The organism is Streptococcus suis (genome assembly GCF_002964575.1).
In the GTDB taxonomy this organism is placed as follows: domain Bacteria; phylum Bacillota; class Bacilli; order Lactobacillales; family Streptococcaceae; genus Streptococcus; species Streptococcus suis_R.
Map to the genome: position 1 here is coordinate 53,772 of NZ_POQQ01000057.1, position 18,162 is coordinate 71,933.

Annotated in this window: 15 protein-coding genes; 7 read left to right on the top strand and 8 right to left on the bottom strand. The window is 42.5% G+C overall.

What is annotated here, in order from left to right; genetic code table 11:
• The first annotated feature begins 24 nt into the window (after positions 1–24).
• From C1E58_RS12405 to C1E58_RS08055, 4 genes are all read left to right on the top strand, one after another.
• The gene (locus C1E58_RS12405; protein ID WP_105209986.1) at positions 25–1,239 is read left to right on the top strand and encodes a restriction endonuclease subunit S; all 1,215 of its coding nucleotides are present in this window, start codon (positions 25–27) and stop codon (positions 1,237–1,239) included.
• Between the two features lie 12 nt (positions 1,240–1,251).
• Positions 1,252–1,920, top strand: coding sequence for a Fic family protein (locus C1E58_RS08045; RefSeq protein WP_105114010.1), 669 nt, complete (start codon positions 1,252–1,254; stop codon positions 1,918–1,920).
• 98 nt (positions 1,921–2,018) lie between these two features.
• Positions 2,019–2,507 carry a restriction endonuclease subunit S gene (locus tag C1E58_RS08050; protein WP_105209987.1) on the top strand — a complete coding sequence of 163 codons (489 nt, stop codon included), beginning with the start codon at positions 2,019–2,021 and terminating at the stop codon, positions 2,505–2,507.
• A 44-nt stretch (positions 2,508–2,551) separates the two neighbouring features.
• Complete coding sequence (locus C1E58_RS08055; RefSeq protein ID WP_105209988.1) at positions 2,552–4,141, top strand: type I restriction-modification system subunit M; 1,590 nt, start codon at positions 2,552–2,554, stop codon at positions 4,139–4,141.
• 203 nt (positions 4,142–4,344) lie between these two features.
• Here C1E58_RS08055 and serS read toward each other — a convergent pair whose 3' ends face one another.
• The 6 genes from serS to C1E58_RS08085 all read right to left on the bottom strand — a co-directional run bounded on the left by serS (position 4,345) and on the right by C1E58_RS08085 (position 10,181).
• Entirely contained in the window at positions 4,345–5,619 is a 1,275-nt protein-coding gene (gene serS, locus C1E58_RS08060; RefSeq protein WP_105114058.1) for a serine--tRNA ligase, read from the bottom strand.
• A gap of 307 nt (positions 5,620–5,926) precedes the next feature.
• Positions 5,927–6,301, bottom strand: a complete 375-nt coding sequence (locus C1E58_RS08065; RefSeq protein ID WP_029186103.1) for a DUF956 family protein — start codon at positions 6,299–6,301, stop codon at positions 5,927–5,929.
• A gap of 63 nt (positions 6,302–6,364) precedes the next feature.
• The gene (locus C1E58_RS08070) at positions 6,365–7,276 is read right to left on the bottom strand and encodes a PTS system mannose/fructose/sorbose family transporter subunit IID (protein WP_105118524.1); all 912 of its coding nucleotides are present in this window, start codon (positions 7,274–7,276) and stop codon (positions 6,365–6,367) included.
• A 21-nt stretch (positions 7,277–7,297) separates the two neighbouring features.
• Positions 7,298–8,104: a PTS mannose/fructose/sorbose transporter subunit IIC gene (locus C1E58_RS08075; protein WP_105118523.1), complete on the bottom strand. Its 807-nt coding sequence runs from the start codon at positions 8,102–8,104 to the stop codon at positions 7,298–7,300.
• A gap of 49 nt (positions 8,105–8,153) precedes the next feature.
• A complete protein-coding gene (locus tag C1E58_RS08080) occupies positions 8,154–9,143 on the bottom strand; it encodes a PTS sugar transporter subunit IIB (RefSeq protein ID WP_105118522.1) in 990 nt (329 codons plus the stop codon).
• Positions 9,144–9,368: 225 nt separating this feature from the next.
• The gene (locus tag C1E58_RS08085; RefSeq protein ID WP_105210024.1) at positions 9,369–10,181 is read right to left on the bottom strand and encodes a Cof-type HAD-IIB family hydrolase; all 813 of its coding nucleotides are present in this window, start codon (positions 10,179–10,181) and stop codon (positions 9,369–9,371) included.
• A gap of 228 nt (positions 10,182–10,409) precedes the next feature.
• Here C1E58_RS08085 and C1E58_RS08090 point away from each other — a divergent pair, with 228 nt between their 5' ends.
• Positions 10,410–11,870 (top strand): NCS2 family permease, encoded by a 1,461-nt coding sequence (locus C1E58_RS08090; protein WP_105209989.1) that lies wholly within the window; start codon positions 10,410–10,412, stop codon positions 11,868–11,870.
• A 702-nt stretch (positions 11,871–12,572) separates the two neighbouring features.
• On the opposite strand, the gene metF is transcribed toward C1E58_RS08090, so the two are convergent.
• The gene (metF, locus tag C1E58_RS08095) at positions 12,573–13,460 is read right to left on the bottom strand and encodes a methylenetetrahydrofolate reductase [NAD(P)H] (RefSeq protein ID WP_105209990.1); all 888 of its coding nucleotides are present in this window, start codon (positions 13,458–13,460) and stop codon (positions 12,573–12,575) included.
• Positions 13,461–13,463: 3 nt separating this feature from the next.
• Positions 13,464–15,713, bottom strand: a complete 2,250-nt coding sequence (metE, locus tag C1E58_RS08100) for a 5-methyltetrahydropteroyltriglutamate--homocysteine S-methyltransferase (protein WP_105209991.1) — start codon at positions 15,711–15,713, stop codon at positions 13,464–13,466.
• A 622-nt stretch (positions 15,714–16,335) separates the two neighbouring features.
• On the opposite strand from metE, the gene C1E58_RS08105 reads away from it, so the two are divergent.
• Entirely contained in the window at positions 16,336–17,025 is a 690-nt protein-coding gene (locus C1E58_RS08105; RefSeq protein ID WP_105209992.1) for a gamma-glutamyl-gamma-aminobutyrate hydrolase family protein, read from the top strand.
• 154 nt (positions 17,026–17,179) lie between these two features.
• On the top strand, positions 17,180–18,025 hold the full coding sequence (locus tag C1E58_RS08110) for a MetQ/NlpA family ABC transporter substrate-binding protein (protein ID WP_105114020.1): 846 nt from the start codon (positions 17,180–17,182) through the stop codon (positions 18,023–18,025).
• Positions 18,026–18,162 lie beyond the last annotated feature (137 nt).

Below are 18,162 nucleotides of genomic sequence, written 5' to 3' on the forward strand. Positions count from 1 at the left end.
AAGGAAAGTAGATTAGGAGGGACTATGACAAAAGAAAAACCAACCGAGCCACGGTTACGCTTCCCTGGATTCACGGACGCTTGGAAACAGCGTAAGTTGGGGGAGGTGGCGGAGATTAATCCCAAATCGGTATTGCCAGATAAATTCAAATATGTAGATTTGGAATCAGTTGTTGGAACAGAAATGATTTCACATCGAACAGAGTATAAAAATAGTGCTCCATCTCGAGCGCAACGCGTTGCGAGTAAAGGGGATATATTTTATCAAACTGTAAGACCATATCAGAAAAACAATTATCTTTTTAATCTTGATAGCAATGACTTTGTATTTTCGACTGGTTATGCACAATTACGTCCCAGTTGTAATGGTTATTTTATGTTCACTGTGATGCAGACTGAAAAGTTTGTAAATAAGGTTTTAGATAACTGTACTGGAACAAGTTACCCCGCTATTAATGCGAACAAATTGGCAGAGATTCCGATTTTCTTACCTCCAACAGTCACTCCTCTGACTGTTGGAGCCCTCCCCGAACAAGAAGCCATCGGCAGCTTCTTTTCCGACTTAGACCAGCTTATTACTCTTCATCAGCGAAAATTAGATAGTGTCAAAGAAATGAAGAAGGCTTTGTTACAGAAAATGTTTCCGAAAGGAAATGGAAACGATTTTCCTGAGCTGAGATTCCCTGGATTCACGGACGCTTGGAAACAGCGTAAGGCAATGGATATTTTTAAGCCAGTGTCTGATAAGGGGTATACAGATTTACCGATTTTATCAGCTTCACAAGAATATGGGATGGTTAGACGAGATGAAATTGGGATTGATATCAAGTTTGACAAGGAAGCGATAGTGAATTATAAGCGTGTTCTACCAGGGCAGTTTGTAATTCATCTTAGATCATTCCAAGGAGGATTTGCTTGGTCGGAGATAGAGGGATTGACCTCACCTGCTTACACAATTCTAGATTTTCGGGAAATAAATTCTTCAAAGTTTTGGCAATATGTGTTAACTAGTCCGAATTTTATCAAAAAACTTGAAACAGTTACTTATGGAATAAGGGATGGAAGAAGCATAAGTTATTCTGATTTTTCAACTTTAGGCTTTATTGTACCTACCCTCCCCGAACAAGAAGCCATCGGCAGCTTCTTTTCCGACCTAGACCAGCTTATTACTCTTCATCAGCGTCAGTTGGATCATCTGAAACTGCTGAAAAAGGCATTGTTACAGCAGATGTTTATATAGAAAGAGGTCAGTATGACATATTCACAGGATTATTTAGATGACCTTCTGGTACGAATGGCCTATCATTCCAGCGGGATTGAGGGGAATACCATTTCTCTGCCTGAAACGGTTTCGATTATTTTGGAAAGTACTCTGCCTGGAAAGCACAAGAGTATCCGTGAATTTTATGAGATTGAAAATCACAAACAGGCTTTCCAAGCTCTGCTATTTGCCTTAGATAATGAGGAAGAGCTGAGCTTGGGGCTGGTTAAGGATATCCACGCCTTGTTGATGGACCGTCTCCAGCATGATCGGGGACAGTTCAAGTCTGTGCAAAACGCTATTATTGGTGCGACCTTCAAGACGGCCTCGCCAGAGGAAACGCCTTTCCTTATGCAACAGTGGGTCGATAATGCCAACTACCGCTTAGACTTGCCTTTGGAAATAGCAGAGCTGTTAGAGGTGCTGGCGGATGTACATATCCAGTTCGAGCGGATTCACCCTTTCAGTGATGGGAATGGACGAACAGGGCGGCTGATTTTGATGTTCCAAAGCATGCTCAAGTTGGGAGCGCCAGTACTCATCAGTAAAGAAGATCGAGCACTTTATATGGAGCTCTTAGCGGAACAAGATGTGGCAGGTTTATCCCAATTACTCCAACGTTCCTTGGAGTTCGAACAGGAACGAAAAAATCAGTTTTAAGACGGATTTTCAGAAAGCAATTTTCAATCGGTACAACTAATTTCGTCTGAAAATACGGTGAAAACCTTACTTTCACAACTACTTGGAAACAGCGTAAGTTGGGGGAAGTTTTGGACGAGAGGAATGAAAGTAGGTCTCCAAGTGCTGATGTGCCCCTAGTTTCATTTACAGTAGAGAATGGAGTTACCCCAAAAACAGAGCGCTATAATCGAGAGTTTCTAGTTAGGAATGACGATAAGAAGTATAAATTTACCCAATTGGATGATATTGTATATAATCCAGCAAATTTGAAATTTGGAGCTATTGCAAGAAACAAATATGGTGCTGCAGTATTTTCTCCAATATATATTACCTATACAGTAATACCAGATGCTTCTCCGATTTTTATTGAATTGGTAGTTACTTTTGCAGATTTTATTCAGCGCGCATTACGTTATCAAGAAGGGACAGTTTACGAGAGAATGGCAGTTAAATCATCTGATTTGCTTAGAAGTGAAATTTTATTGCCTACTCTCCCCGAACAAGAAGCCATCGGTTCTTTCTTCTCCGACCTAGACCAGCTTATTACTCTTCATCAGCGAAAATGAGATGTTGACTGAAAATTGAAACAAAATGAAAGGATTATAAAAACATGTCAAAAACTATTCAAGCCATTACCAATCAGATTTGGTCTATGGCCAATGAATTGCGTGGAAATATGGATGCTTCGGAATATAAGAACTATATCCTAGCCTTTATGTTCTATCGCTATCTGTCAGAACACCAAGAGCGTTTCTTGTTGGAAGATGAAATTATCAGCCCTGCTCCAGGTGAAACTGTGCAAGACGCCTATGCGCGTGAAGCAGTTGGGAGTGACTTGGCAGAGCATTTGGAAAATACAGCTTCTCACCTTGGGTATGCCATCGAGCCTGAAGACACATGGGCAAGATTGGTAGAAAAAATTGATAATAGCGAGATTGTGGCAAGTGACTATCAGACGATTTTTGATCATTTTAATACCAATGTGGAACTCAACCAGGATGCTATGGAAGATTTCAGAGGTGTCTTCAACGATATCAACCTAGGGGATTCCCGCTTGGGAAATTCAACGGTTGCGCGTGCCAAATCCTTGAACAGCATTGTGAAGTTGATCGATAGCATTGAGTATAAAAACGACGAAGGAAAGGATATTCTGGGGGAAATCTACGAATACCTTATCGGACAATTTGCCGCTTCGGCAGGTAAAAAAGGTGGCGAATTTTACACTCCGCACCAAGTAAGCAAGATATTAGCCAAGATTGTTACCTTGGGCTTGGAAAAATCAGATACAAGTTTTTCTGTTTACGATCCAACCATGGGGTCAGGTTCCTTGCTGTTGACAGTACGTAATGAACTACCTCGAGGGCAACACATCAAATTCTATGGTCAGGAAATGAACACGACTACTTATAACTTGGCACGGATGAACTTGATGATGCACCAGGTTGGCTACAGCAATATGATTTTAAACAATGCGGATACCTTAGAAGGCGACTGGCCAGATGGGGTGGATGAACTTGGAATCGACCAGCCACGGAGCTTTGATGCAGTAGTTGCGAACCCGCCTTACTCTGCTAAGTGGGACAACCGTGAATCCAAGTTGAAAGACCCGCGTTTTATGGAATACGGCAAGCTAGCCCCAGCCTCTAAAGCAGACTTTGCCTTTATTTTACACAGTCTTTATCATTTGAACAATACAGGAACCATGGCCATTGTCTTACCGCACGGTGTGCTCTTTAGGGGAGCGGCAGAAGGACAGATCCGCAAACTGATTATTGAAAAAAATTACTTAGATGCCGTTATTGGTTTGCCGGCCAACTTATTTTATGGGACAGGCATTCCAACGACTATCCTTGTCTTCAAAAAAAATCGTCAGACCAAGGATGTTTTCTTTATCGATGCGAGCAAGGAGTTTGAAAAAGGGAAGAATCAAAATCACCTGTCAGATGATATGGTAGAAAAAATTGTTCAAACCTATCACAATCGCCAGTTTGTTGACAAGTATGCTTATTTAGCTCCGTTAGAGGAAATTATTGAAAACGACTACAATCTTAATATTCCTCGTTATGTCGATACCTTTGAGGAAGAGGAAGAGATTGATCTTGGGCAAGTGACGCAGCAGCTGGAACAAGATAGAGTAGAGATTTTGGCATTGGAAGACAAGATTCGCCAACAGTTGAAAACTCTGGGAGTAGATTTTTAGAAATAAGAAAAGAGCGAGTAGGGTCACTACTTGCTCTTTCTTATATACTAATACTCTTCGAAAATCAAAATCAGACGTTGTTGACTTGATTTGATGACTGAAAAGCTCCTGTGGAGTTTTTCAGCCTGCTCCCTTGAAATGTAATAGGAACAGAGTTCTATCTGCATCTGCGTAGCCTAGTCTGTTTTTGATTTTCATTGAGTTTAAGGCTTAATCACATCAACCCCACCCATGTATGGACGGAGAACTTCTGGAATGGTGACAGAGCCGTCTTCGTTTTGGTAGTTTTCAAGGATGGCAGCCACGGTACGACCAACTGCTAGACCAGATCCGTTGAGGGTGTGGAGCAATTTAACTTTGCCGTCAGCAGCATCGCGGTAGCGGATTTGGGCACGGCGGGCTTGGAAATCCTCTGTATTTGAACAGCTAGAGATTTCACGGTAGGCATTTTGGGCAGGAATCCAGACCTCCAAGTCATAGGTCTTAGCAGCTGAGAAGCCCATATCGCCTGTACAGAGAGCTAGAACGCGGTATGGCAAGCCTAGTTTTTGGAGAATATTCTCTGCGTTTGCCGTCATTTTTTCCAATTCATCATAAGACTGTTCTGGTGTGGCAAATTTGACCATTTCAACCTTGTGGAATTGGTGAAGGCGAATCAGACCACGGGTATCACGACCAGCAGAACCAGCTTCAGAACGGAAAGATGGGCTCATGGCTGTGAAGTAGATTGGTAGGTCTTTTTCTTCCAAAATTTCGTTGCGGTAGTAGTTGGTCAATGGCACTTCCGCAGTTGGGATGAGGACGAAGTTAGTGTCTGCCAACTCAAAAGTATCTTCCTTGAACTTAGGATATTGACCAGTACCGAACATAGAATCATGGTTGACCATGTAAGGCGTGATAATTTCTTGGTAGCCTTCAGCGATATGCTCATCCAACATGAAGTTGTAGAGGGCACGCTCCAAGCGGGCACCCAGGTTCTTGTAGAAGAGGAAGCGGGCACCAGTTACTTTTGCCCCGCGTTCCCAGTCCAGAATGTCTAGGTCTTCGCCCAAATCCCAGTGAGCTTTTGGCTCGAAAGTGAATTCACGAGGCGTGCCCCAACGGCGAACTTCCACGTTCTCTTCTTCATCCGCACCAACAGGGACAGAATCATGCGGCGTGTTTGGAAGTACAGTGAGGATAGCGTTTAGTTTTTCATCGATTTCCAAGAGCTGAGCGTCCAAGTTTTTTACATCGGCAGACAATTTTTGCATGGCTGCAATCTTGTCGTCAGCGTTTTCCTTGTTGCGCTTGGCTTGGGCAATTTCAGCAGAAACAGTGTTGCGCTCTGCTTTTAACTCTTCAACAGTGACCAGGATTTCACGACGTTTTGCGTCCAATTCTTTAATCTCTGTCAAGGTTTCAGCAGCTACGCCACGAGTAGCAAGTTTAGCAGCCACTCCGTCAAAATCTGTACGAATGCGTTTCATATCTAACATATCTAAGATACCGGGCCCTTGAAACAGTCTGGGGACTGCTTCGGATTGGGCGAGTTCAATTCTACCACAACTTTCTTGCAGTAAAACCAAACCTTCCTTTCTATTTTAATAAAAAAACGCACACAGGGAAACTGCTGGAGCGACTTTCACCGCGGTTCCATCCAGCTTCACATGTGTGCACTTTGACTATTTTATTTGTTAACAACGGTAGAATTTCACAACTTTTTCCTATCTGCTCGCAGCGACCGCAGACTTTCTGAAAGGAGCCAGAGGCTACTTATCCGTTTCTACTATTATACTTGATTTTCTATTTTTTGGCAAATAGATTTGAAATTTTTTGTCCAATAGTTTGAACCAAAGTGGGTAGTTTGACGACCTTCTCATTGCCAATATGCTCACGGGCAATTTTTAAGATCTTACCTGAATCTTTAGAAGCAAAGAGAAATTTACCACTGTCTGTAAAGACTTCGAAGTGTCGGCTGACCTTTTTATTGCTCACATTGGCACCGATTTGTTCAATCGATGTCCAAGGAATTTGCACATAATTTTCCACGTTGTTATCTGCATAAAATTCCAAAGCTTGATCACCCAGAAGAAACTTGCCGACAGTACTACCAGCTATGCTCAGATAGGAAACACCGGTTGTTGATAGTTCGACATTTTTATTTAATGATTGTGCCATAGTTACCTCATTTCTTGTTTTATTATACCATAAAACCCCGCATGAGCGGGGTTTGTGAATGGATTACATAATTCCAAGAAGGCGAGCTGCGATACCGAACGCGAACAAGCCAACGATGATAGTGATTGGAGAAACTTTTTTCTTCAACAACCACATACATAGGAAGGTAAGAAGCAAGTGCATGAAGCCTGGGATAAGACCGTCCAAGTTTTGTTGGAAAGTAGTAACTTTAGTTGGAGTTTGTGACAAACCTTGACCAACCAATTCAAAGGCTTTTTGGATACCTTCGTAGCCTTCTGGCAATTTATCCCACTCGATGTAAGCACCTTCTGAGAGTGGAACTTCAGAAACCGTGAAGTTGAAGCCGATAGATACCCAACGTTGAGCAAGTACGGCAAGGATGAACATACCGAGGATAGAAGCCCCTTTAGTGATGTCTTGGAGGATACCACCTGACATATCTTTAGTGATTTCTTTACCTGATTTGTAACCAAACTCTTGAGTGTACCATAGGAAGCTCATACGGATAGCGTTCCAAAGACCGAAGAAGAGGATTGGGCCAAGGATGTTACCTGACACAGCAAGTGAAGCACCTAGGGCACCAAGGATAGGACGTACTGTAAACCAGAATACTGGGTCACCGATACCAGCGAGAGGTCCCATCATACCGATTTTCACACCTTGGATAGCAGCGTCATCGATGTCAGCACCGTTTGCACGCTCTTCTTCAAGGGCAAGTGTTACACCGACGATAGGTGCAGCAACGTATGGGTGTGTGTTAAAGAATTCCATGTGGCGTTTAAGAGCCGCAATTTGATCTTCTTTCTTAGTGTAAAGTTTTTTGATAGCTGGAACCATTGTGTAAGCCCAACCCAAGTTTTGCATACGCTCAAAGTTCCATGATGCTTGAAGGAAGGTTGAACGCCAGCAAATCGCTTTACGATCTTTTACTGAAAGTTGAATTTTTTCTGTCATGATTGTGTTCTTCCTTTCTTCTTAGTAGTCTTCTAGGATGTCGCCGATTGGGTCGTTAGAACCAGCTCCGCCACCGTTTCCACCTTTTTTAGAAAGGTTAAGGTAGATGAAGGCAAGAGATACACCGATAGCACCAAGAGCGATAAGTGTCAATTGGCTAACAGCAGCAAGAGCGAAACCGATAGCGAAGAATGGCCATACTTCACGAGTAGCCATCATGTTGATAACCATAGCGAAACCTACGGCAACAACCATACCACCACCGACGTTCATACCACCTGACAACCAAGCTGGCATAGATTCAAGAGCAGCTTGAACAGCCTCAGTTGGGATAGCTAGAAGAAGGGCAGCAGGAACAGCAATACGAAGACCTTGAAGTGAAAGAGCGATCAAGTGGTAGCGCTCAAGTGCACCGAAATCACCGCGTTCTGCAGCAGCGTCAGCACCGTGTACAAGGGCAACAGATGCAGTACGCACAAGCATTGTAAGGAAAAGACCTGCAACAGCAAGAGGGATAGCAAGACCTTGAGCAACTGAGATAGCAGTTGCTGAGAAGTCACCACCCTTAATCAAGATGATAGCGGCAGCAACAGAAGCAAGGGCAGCGTCTGGTGCAATCGCAGCACCGATGTTTGACCAGCCAAGAGCAACAAGTTGGAGAGTTCCTCCAAGCATAACACCAGCTGTTAGGTTACCGGTAACAAGACCGATGAGGGTACATGCAACGATTGGTTGATGGAATTGGAATTGGTCAAGGACACCTTCCATACCTGCAAGAAAGGCCACAAAAACGACCAAAATTGCAGAAATAATTGAAATATCTGACATATTTATAATCCTTTCATATTTCTGATAATCACACAGTGTTAATCAGTTATTATTTAACATCTGCCTTGTTAATCAAATCAAACAAATCTTTTGGTGAATCGTTTGGAACTTTACGAACATCGAATTTGACACCGAGTTCACGCAAGCGTTCAAAGGTTGCAACATCGTCCTTATCCATAGAAAGAACAGTGTTCACCATTGTTTTACCTGTTGAGTGAGCCATCGAACCAACGTTCAATTCCTTGATTTCTACACCACCTTCGATTGCTTCAAGAGCTTCTTGAGGTGTTTCAAAGAGAATCAAAGCGTGTGTGTTACCGAAGCGAGGATCTTTAGAAACCTCAATCAGTTTCTTGATAGGAACGACGTTTGCTTTAACGTTTCCTGGAGCCGCTTGCTTGATCAATTGCTTACGAAGGTCGTCTTGTGCAACTGTATCTGAAGCGACGATGATACGGTCAGCCTTAGAAGCTGGAGTCCAAGCAGTAGCGACCTGACCATGCAAGAGACGAGTATCGATACGAGCCAAGTTGATTTTCAACTTACCATCACCGATAACAGTTCCTGGTGGGATTGCTCCTTTAGGTGCTTGAGCAGCACTTGCAGCTGGAGCAGCCTCAGCTGGTTGAAGTTCTTCTGGAAGAACCTTGATACCATCTTTGGCTTCCTTGATAATGTTTGCGGCAACCTTTTCAACCCCTGCAGATGCATCCATTAGACGCTCTGTGTAGGCTTGAATTAGCATTGGCAAGTTAAGTCCAGTGATGATGGCAAATTTACGGTCTGGACGTTCGCCAGCAACGCGACTTGCTTGGTTAAATGGAGAACCACTCCAAAGGTCCGCCAATACCAACACTTCATCATCAGCATCGAATGAGTCAACAGCTGCATTGAGCTTAGCATATAAATCATCTGGTCCTTCACTTGGCATAAAAGTTACAACTTGAACTTTTTCTTGTTCGCCAAAAATCATTTGACCAGACTGATGAATGCCAGCTGCAAATTCACCATGACTTGCAATAATGATTCCAATACTCATTATTGTTCCCCCTAAATTTTTTCTAGTTCCTTTGAAATGTAAAACTAATGAATAGGCTTACATTTTCTTGAACTCGTATATTATAAAACGTTTTCAAGTTATTTGTCAAGCAAATTTGTGTTAAAAACAGAAAAAATTTCCGAAATGTTTACATACTCTTTTCAGAAATATGCTGCTAACTGTGCAAAATAAAAGAAAAAAACTGACAGGGATCAGCTTTTTCTTCTATAAAAACATTTTCTCCAATTCCTTTGCCACGCCATCTTCAATATTTGTAAATTCAGTCAAGCGGTCTGCGTGAGGTCGTAGGGTATCGCTACAATTTTTCATGGCATAGCTGGTACCTGCTAGTTCTAGCATTTCGACATCATTGTGCTCATCACCAAATGCGACTAAATCGCTAGGGCTGGCCTGGAAGAGTTCTAAGACATAGCTGAGGGCTGTAGCCTTGTTGACTCCTTTGGCGCAGGTTTCTAGGATGTTCAAGGGGCCGCCCCAAGTATTGATCTCTAACTCATCATTAAAGTAAGATTTCATTTCCTTGGCTAGCTGGTATTTGTCTGCGGCCCGTGTTTGCATGAGGATGGAGTGGGGGTTACTGGTAATCAGTTCGGGTTTAATGAGGGTTTCTGGGGTAATTTGCTCCACTCCCATAAGGGCAGGGTCGATTTTATCCAAATGTTTTTGCGTAATGAAGAATTTATTTTTGTATTCTCCTGCGATAAAATCTGCTTCAAAACGCTCTTCTTCCTTAAGAAAATCGAGCAAATATTTTTTGTCAATGAGAATATTTTTTTCCCAGGCCCATTTTTTTCCGGGAAGATGGATAAGGGAACCGTTGAAGTTAATCATAGGTGTATCTAATTCTAATTGGTGGTAGAACTGTTCTGCCATACGGTAGGGACGACCTGTCGCAATCAAAACAGTATGTCCAGCCTCTTTTACCTTTTTAATAGTAGAAATCGTGTAGTCACTCAGCAGGCTATCTTGATTTAGTAAGGTGCCGTCTAGGTCAATAGAAATAATTTTTTTCTTCATACTTGAATAATCCTTTTCAAAACTAATAAGTTCCAGTATATCAAAATGCTCAAAGAAAAGCAAAAAACCAATCATTTTGAGCAAAACATGGGTAAAACGATCGAAAAATTCGTAAAACACGAACGTTGCTTCAAAAAATAACGCTTTCATATTCAAATTGCTTGAAGTATAAAAATGATTTGTATATAATAGCTGTATCGTTCGTAAATAAAGGAGAATAATTGAAAAATGGAACAGTTTTTTAAACTAAAAGAACATGGAACGACCGTTTCAACTGAAATTATGGCAGGTCTTACGACTTTCTTCGCCATGAGCTATATTTTGTTTGTTAACCCAAGCATCCTTAGTGTTGCGGGTATGCCAACCCAAGCAGTCTTCCTAGCAACCATTATTGCTAGTGCTGTTTCAACGCTTGTCATGGGGCTCTTTGCCAATGTTCCTTATGCCTTGGCACCAGGTATGGGACTTAATGCCTTCTTTACCTACACCGTTGTTATCGGTCTGGGCTTTACCTGGCAAGAAGCTTTGGCAATGGTTTTCCTTTGTGGTTTGTTTAATATCTTTATTACTGTCACCAAGGTTCGTAAGAGTATCATCAAGGCTATTCCAATTAGCTTGCAACACGCTATCGGTGGTGGTATCGGTGTATTCGTTGCCTACCTCGGTTTCAAAAACTCTAACTTGATTACCTTCTTGACATCTGGTTCTGATATTATTACGGTCAACGGAGTTGCTCCTGCAGATGCGACAGCTGAAACATTCGCAAATGGTGTCTTCTCTGTATTTGCTGGTGGTGGTGTCGTACCTGGCATTTCAACTTTCACTGACCCAAGTGTTCTTTTGACAGTATTTGGTCTTCTTTTGACAGCTGTCTTGGTGATTAAAAATGTTCGTGGTGCGATTTTGATTGGTATTGTCGCAACAACCTTGGCAGGAATTCCAGCAGGTGTAGTAGACCTTTCTACGATTGACTTGGCCAACAACAATATCGGTACAGCTTTTGCTGAGTTGGGTACAACTTTCCTAGCAGCTTTCGGTGGTTTGTCTTCTCTTTTTGCTGACTCAAGCCGTTTGCCACTTGTTTTGATGACTATCTTTGCTTTCAGCTTGTCAGATACCTTTGATACACTTGGTACCTTTATCGGTACAGGTCGCAAGACTGGTATTTTCTCAGAAGAAGATGAGAAAGCTCTTGAAAACGGTACTGGATTTAACTCTAAGATGGACAAGGCTCTCTTTGCAGACGCTATTGGTACATCAATCGGTGCCCTCTTTGGTACATCAAATACGACAACTTACGTTGAATCTGCAGCAGGTATCTCTGCGGGTGGTCGTACTGGTTTGACAGCTGTAACGACAGCCGTTCTCTTCTTGCTTTCAATTCTTATCTTGCCATTTATCGGTATTGTCCCAGCAGCTGCAACAGCTCCAGCCTTGATTATTGTCGGTGTTATGATGGTTTCATCCTTCCTTGATGTTGATTGGAGCCACTTCGAAGATGCTCTTCCAGCCTTCTTTGCAGCCTTCTTCATGGCCCTTTGCTTCTCTATCTCATACGGTATTGCAGCAGCCTTCATCTTCTATTGCTTGGTAAAAATTTCAACTGGTAAAACAAAAGAAATCCACCCAATCCTTTGGGGAGCAACTGCCCTCTTCATTCTAAACTTTATCATTCTTGCTTTCTTGTAAGAATAAGGAAAAACACATTTATATACCCTAGCTGACTGCACAAAAGCGGTCAGCTTTTTTGGTTTCTAAAAAACATTGGCTAGGTTAGTTGTTTGGTAGAACTTCCAGTCTAGTAATACTATTCCATGTATCTCGTATGTCGTGGAATAGTGTCGATCTTTACTATTTATCAGAGAGTAGTAATTGGCAACTTCATTTCCTTGTTTCAGGTCATCATTAGAACACTCACTTTCCTCTTGTCAAGGAGTGTTAGATGTTATCGTAGGGGTCATTTTTAACTATTCCCTCACTTTCTTCTTTCGAAGCTTAGGGGTGTACGGCTAGTTTCTTATCCTAAAGAGATCTGCTGAAACAGTCTATTCACAGACTGTTTCACTCGCACCTCCGCACACCTCCAACAGTCATAGTAGGAACTGTTGGAGGTTGGAAATGAAGCGAACTCGTTCGCATCAGCCGTAGAGGTCAGATTTGGAGTGCAAAACACGAATTGCTGAGATGTTGACACGAACTCTGAGAAGTGGGCCTGGGCTTGAGCCCAGCCTCTGCCTACAATCACCTGCCCAACTCCTTCATTCAGGTCTGTTCGTAGAATTATTCGTTCCGCAGTTGTCACAATCATATAGTCATTCGACTATATTTTGATATTTATCCATCAAAAAAGACTTGAACGTATCATTGGATACGTTCAAGTCTTCTGCTATTTTATCTACCAGCCACACTTGATAGACTACCTTGGTAGTGATTGAAGAGGGAGTGAGTAGCCTGGTGGATATAGCGAGCAGTTTCTGCATTGTTCATGGTATAAAGATGGACACCTGCGACATCGTTGGTGACTAGGTCCACAATCTGGTCTACGGCATAGGCTAGGCCAGCTGCACGTAGGGATTCAGGATTATACTCGTATTTTTCCAAGATGGACTTGAATTTACGTGGAAGACGAATATTTTCGCAGGTTTTCAAGAGGCGAAGTGCCTGATTCCTGTTGATGATAGGCATGATGCCTGCAATAATCGGCACTTCGATGTCTGCTAGATGGCATTTCTCTTGAAACTCATAGAAAGCTTCGTTATCGAAGAAGAGTTGAGTTACCAAGCTTGAGCAACCAGCATCCACTTTCTTTTTCAGATTCTTGATGTCAGATACAGAGTTTGGTGACTCAGGGTGAACTTCAGGATAGCAAGCTCCGATGATGTCAAAGTGAGGGGCCTCTTGCTTGATGAAGGAGATGAGGTCCGTTGCATAGCGGAAATCTTCTTTTGGAGGCAGACCATCAATAATATCACCACGAAGGGCTAGAATTTGATGAACACCGACTTCATCAAGAGATTGAAGTACAGACTTGACCTTGTCTTTGGTCAGGTAGGCCGCTGGTAGATGGGCGATGGTTGGAATTCCTAACTCATTGCGAACATGGTTGACCAGGCGAACAGTCGTTTCTTCAATATTGAGGTTGTTATTGCTACAGGTAACGCTGATAAAATGAGGGGCCAAACCCTGCATCTCATCAAGGGTTTGGATAATCTTTTCATTGCCGACTTCTGGTTTTGGAGGAAAAATTTCAAATGAGAGACTTGGGGTTTGACCGATCATAAATTAGAGTTCCTTTCTGGCTGCCTTAGCTGCTTGGGTCAAGTGGATAAGGCTAGCTTTTGTTTCTGATTCGCCACGAGTCTTGAGTCCGCAGTCTGGGTTGATCCAAACTTTTTCTTTCGGTACTTTTGCAAGGATGGCTTGAATAGTGTGTGCAATTTCATCAACGGCAGGGACACGTGGAGAGTGGATGTCATAGACACCAGGACCTACCTGGGTTTGGAAGTTCTTAGCCTTGAGTTCGTCTAGGATTACGAGATTTGAACGGCTAGCTTCAAAGGAGATCACGTCTGCATCCATATTGTCGATAGCAGGAATGATGTCTGTAAATTCGCTATAGCACATGTGAGTGTGGATTTGAGTATCTGGTGCAACAGTTGAGTGTACCAAACGGAAGGCAGGGATTGCCCAGTCAAGGTACTCGCTGTACCAGTCGCTACGGCGGAGTGGTAATTTTTCACGAAGGGCTGCTTCGTCAATTTGGATAATCTTGATACCTGTTGCTTCAAGGTCGAGAACTTCTTCCTTGATAGCAAGGGCGATTTGAAGGGTTGATTCCTTGATAGAGATGTCTTCACGTGGGAAAGACCAGTTGAGGATAGTTACAGGACCTGTCAACATCCCTTTGACTGGTTTATTGGTACGGCTTTGAGCATAGCTAGACCATTTAACAGTAATTGGGTTCAAGCGAGTAACATCACCCCAGATGATTGGTGGTTTTACGCCACGAAGTCCATAAGATTGGACCCAACCGTTTTTGCTGAAGAGGTAGCCAGATAGGTTTTCACCGAAGTATTCAACCATGTCGTTGCGTTCAAATTCACCGTGAACCAGTACATCAAAGTCAACTTCTTCCTGCCACTTAATCCACTCATCCGTACGAGCTTCAACAAAGGCATCGTATTCGGCTTCGGTGATTTCTCCACGGCGGAAAGCCAAACGTGTACTTCGGACGTCCTTAGTTTGAGGGAAAGAACCGATCGTAGTGGTTGGAAGCAGTGGCAAGTTCAATTTCTCGCGTTGAATAGCTTCACGTTCCGCAAAGACTGGGAGACGAGTGTAGTCGGCGTCAGTCAAACCTGCCAAACGGTCTGCAAGGGCTGCATCACGACCAACACGCTCAAGGGCAAAGAGTTCCTTGTTGGCTGTGAGAGCAGATTCTCCTTGACCATTACGAATAGCATCCAAATCACGCAATTCGCTCAATTTTTCAACCGCAAAGGCGAAGTGGTTGAGGATAGCAAGTTCAAATTCTTCATTAGCTGTTGTAAATGGTACATGAAGAAGGGAACAAGAAGTTGTTAGAACGACATTTTCAGCTGGGATAGCCTCCAAGACAGCCAGGCTCTTTTCATAGTTGTTGCGCCAGATGTTTTTACCGTTGACGATACCAGCATAGAGAGTTTTATCAGCTGGGAAGCCTGTCGCAACAAGTGTAGCCGTTTCCTTGCCTTCAACAAAGTCAAGACCGATGGCATCGACTGGTAGGTTTGTTAATTCTGTGTAAATATCACGCACATCTCCGAAGTAGGTTTGGATAAGGACTTGCAAGCCTTTCTTGTCTGCCAAGAGAGTTTGGTAGATGTTGAGGAAAAGGGCTTTTTCTTCAGCAGTCAAATCCTTGACCAAGCTAGGCTCGTCTAACTGGATTTTTTCAGCGCCAAGTTCTGCCAATTTTGCAAATACTTGTCCGTAGGCAGCAACCAAGCTATCTGCTACATCTTCAGCTTTCACCCCTTCTACAAAGTCAGTTAATTGTAAGAGCGTGAATGGACCAATAAGGACTGGACGAGTTGTGATACCTAAGTCTTTTGCTTCTTGGAATTCGTCGAAAATCTTGTGACCAGCTAGTTTGATGTCTGTGTTTTTTTCAATAGCTGGAACGATATAGTGGTAGTTGGTGTTGAACCATTTTTTCATTGGTCTAGCACGAACATCACCCTTGTCTCCTTGATAGCCACGTGCAAGAGCGAAGTATTTTTCAAGGTCTGTCAAGTCTAGGTCCTGAACGGCTTTTGGTACGATGTTGAAGAGAACAGCTGCATCCAAAACATTGTCATAGTGAGAGAAGTCGTTGCTTGGGATTTCAGTAATGCCTGTTTCTTTAACAATAGTCCAGTGCTTAGCACGCAAGTCTTTAGCTGCTGTCAAGAGTTCTTCTTGTGGAATTTCATTTCTAAAGTATTTTTCAGTGATAAATTTTAATTCACGGTGTTCTCCGATACGTGGGAAGCCGATAATAGTTGTTGTCATAGGATTTCCTCCAAAAATATTTCTATGCTCTTATCCTAACAGAAAAAATCCCACTTGTATAATTGGAAAAAATTAGGGATAGTTATAAGTTTTGGCTATAACGAATGAAAAATGAGCTACTTTTTTGATATTTCTACTATATAAAAGTCTGAAAAATGCCTGTTTATCAAGCTTGACTTTTTAATGCCGGCTCCGATATAGTTTTTTCTTAAGCCTGATATAGATTTTATCTATGGAAGGGTAACAGGCATGCTCATGCTTGTGGGCAATGGTTTCTTGGTCGGTCTGATAGTTATTTTTTATCAGCCCATAAAACTTCTATATTAGACAGACAATAAGGCGCGTGGTAGAATGGAGCAAAACAAGGAAGCAGAGTTGTATAGTCATTTAGTTGACTTTTATTACTTCGACGCAAGAGGAAACTCCGTTTCCTTATTTCCAACTTCAAACACTCCACTGGATTGTTTGAACTCGCTTTGCCGTACTCCAGTACTGTCTGCAGCTGTTGATGCGAACTTTGTTCGCTCTATTTCCAACCTCCAACTATCCACCAGATAGTTGGAGCGAGTACTAAAAGTAAACTAAAAGACTATACTGGTTTAGTGATTAGAAAGGAGTTCCTATGAAAAAAATTCTTATTGGTATTTCAGGTAATGAAAGAGAATTTCCGACTGCGGAAGGTCGTCGCTACGTGACAGTTGCGCGTGAATTGGCGGACGGTGTTCGTCAGGCTGGTGGTGTACCGATTGTCATTCCCATGGGGGCTCCTGATATGGCCAAGGACTATATCGACATGATTGATAAACTGATTTTGTCAGGTGGTCAGCACGTGGATCCGAGCTTGTACGGTCAAAAGCGTTTGATTGACAGCGATGATTATCTTTGGGAGCGGGACGAGTTTGAGCTAGCCTTGATTAAAGAGGCGCTCCGTCAGGGGAAACCAATTTTTGCGGTCTGCCGTGGCATGCAGTTGCTCAATGTTGCTCTGGGTGGTAGTTTGGAGCAGGAAGTGGCGGACCATTGGCAAGAGGATATCAAAGGGACTTCTCATCGGTTGCAGGTCAAGCCTCAAAGTCGTGTCAGCCAGCTGTTTGCTCAAGGAAGCTCCATCAATTCCTTCCATCATCAACGGATTAAGGATTTGGCACCTGGATTAGTAGCTACAGGTTTGGATCCGAGAGATGGTACGATTGAGGCCTACGAGAGTCAGGGTAAGCAGGCCCTATTTGGGCTTCAATGGCATCCAGAATTTCTTTACAATGACTGCAAACAGCATAGGGACTTGTTTCAGTATTTGGTGGAGGTGTTTTAAAGAGGGGGTTCCCTCTTTTTATTATCAACTCTTATAATTGCAAGGGTATTTGTTATAACTGAAACTTATAACATTCTATAAAAAAAGCCAATTAGCCAGATTGTTTTTTCTGTGTTAAGATAGTTTCAGTTCAAAAAATTAAGGAGATATTTTTATGAAATTAAAAAAATTGTTTAGTTTGGCAGCAGCTGCCTTGTCAGTAGGTGTACTTGCTGCATGTGGTAGCTCTTCATCTGATTCATCAGCAACAACTGTTCGTGTTGGTGTGATGAGCTTGAGTGATTCTGAGCAAGCACGTTGGGACAAGATCCAAGAAATCCTTGGTGATGAAGTGAAATTGGAGTTCACTCAATTTACAGACTACTCACAGCCAAACAAGGCAGTAGCTGAAAATGAAGTAGACATCAACGCTTTCCAACACTATAACTTCTTGAACAACTGGAATGAAGAAAACGGTGAGGACTTGGTTGCTATTGCTGATACCTATATCTCACCAATCCGTCTTTACTCAGGTACAGCTGATGGCAAAAACAAGTACACTAAAGTAGAAGAAATTCCAGATGGTGCAGAAATTGCGGTTCCAAATGACCCAACAAACGAAAGCCGTGCCCTTTACCTTCTTCAAGCAGCTGGTTTGATCAAGGTGGGTGTATCTGGTACAGAATTGGCAACGATTGCTGATATTACTGAAAACAAGAAAAACTTGAAAATCACTGAGTTGGATGCAAGCCAAACAGCAAGCTCACTTAGTTCAGTTGATGCAGCAGTTGTAAACAACACCTTCGTATTGGAAGCTGGTTTGGATTACAAGAATGCCCTTTATAAAGAGCAAAAAGATGAAAACTCAGCACAATGGTATAACTTGATTGCAGCTCGTAGTGATTGGGAAAAATCAGAACAAGCTGAAGCGATTAAGAAAATCGTTGCTGCTTACCACACAGATGAAGTTCGTGAAGTTATCGAAACAACATCTGACGGTATGGATGAGCCAGTTTGGTAAAAAGCAAATAGATTGAGGACTGGACAGGATCGTTCAGCCCTCTATCTGTTTTTATAGAGATAAGAAAAATCTCTTAACCAGAGTCAGAAATGCGAGAAATTTTTGATTTTGGTTAGAAGATTTGAATGAGGAGGAAG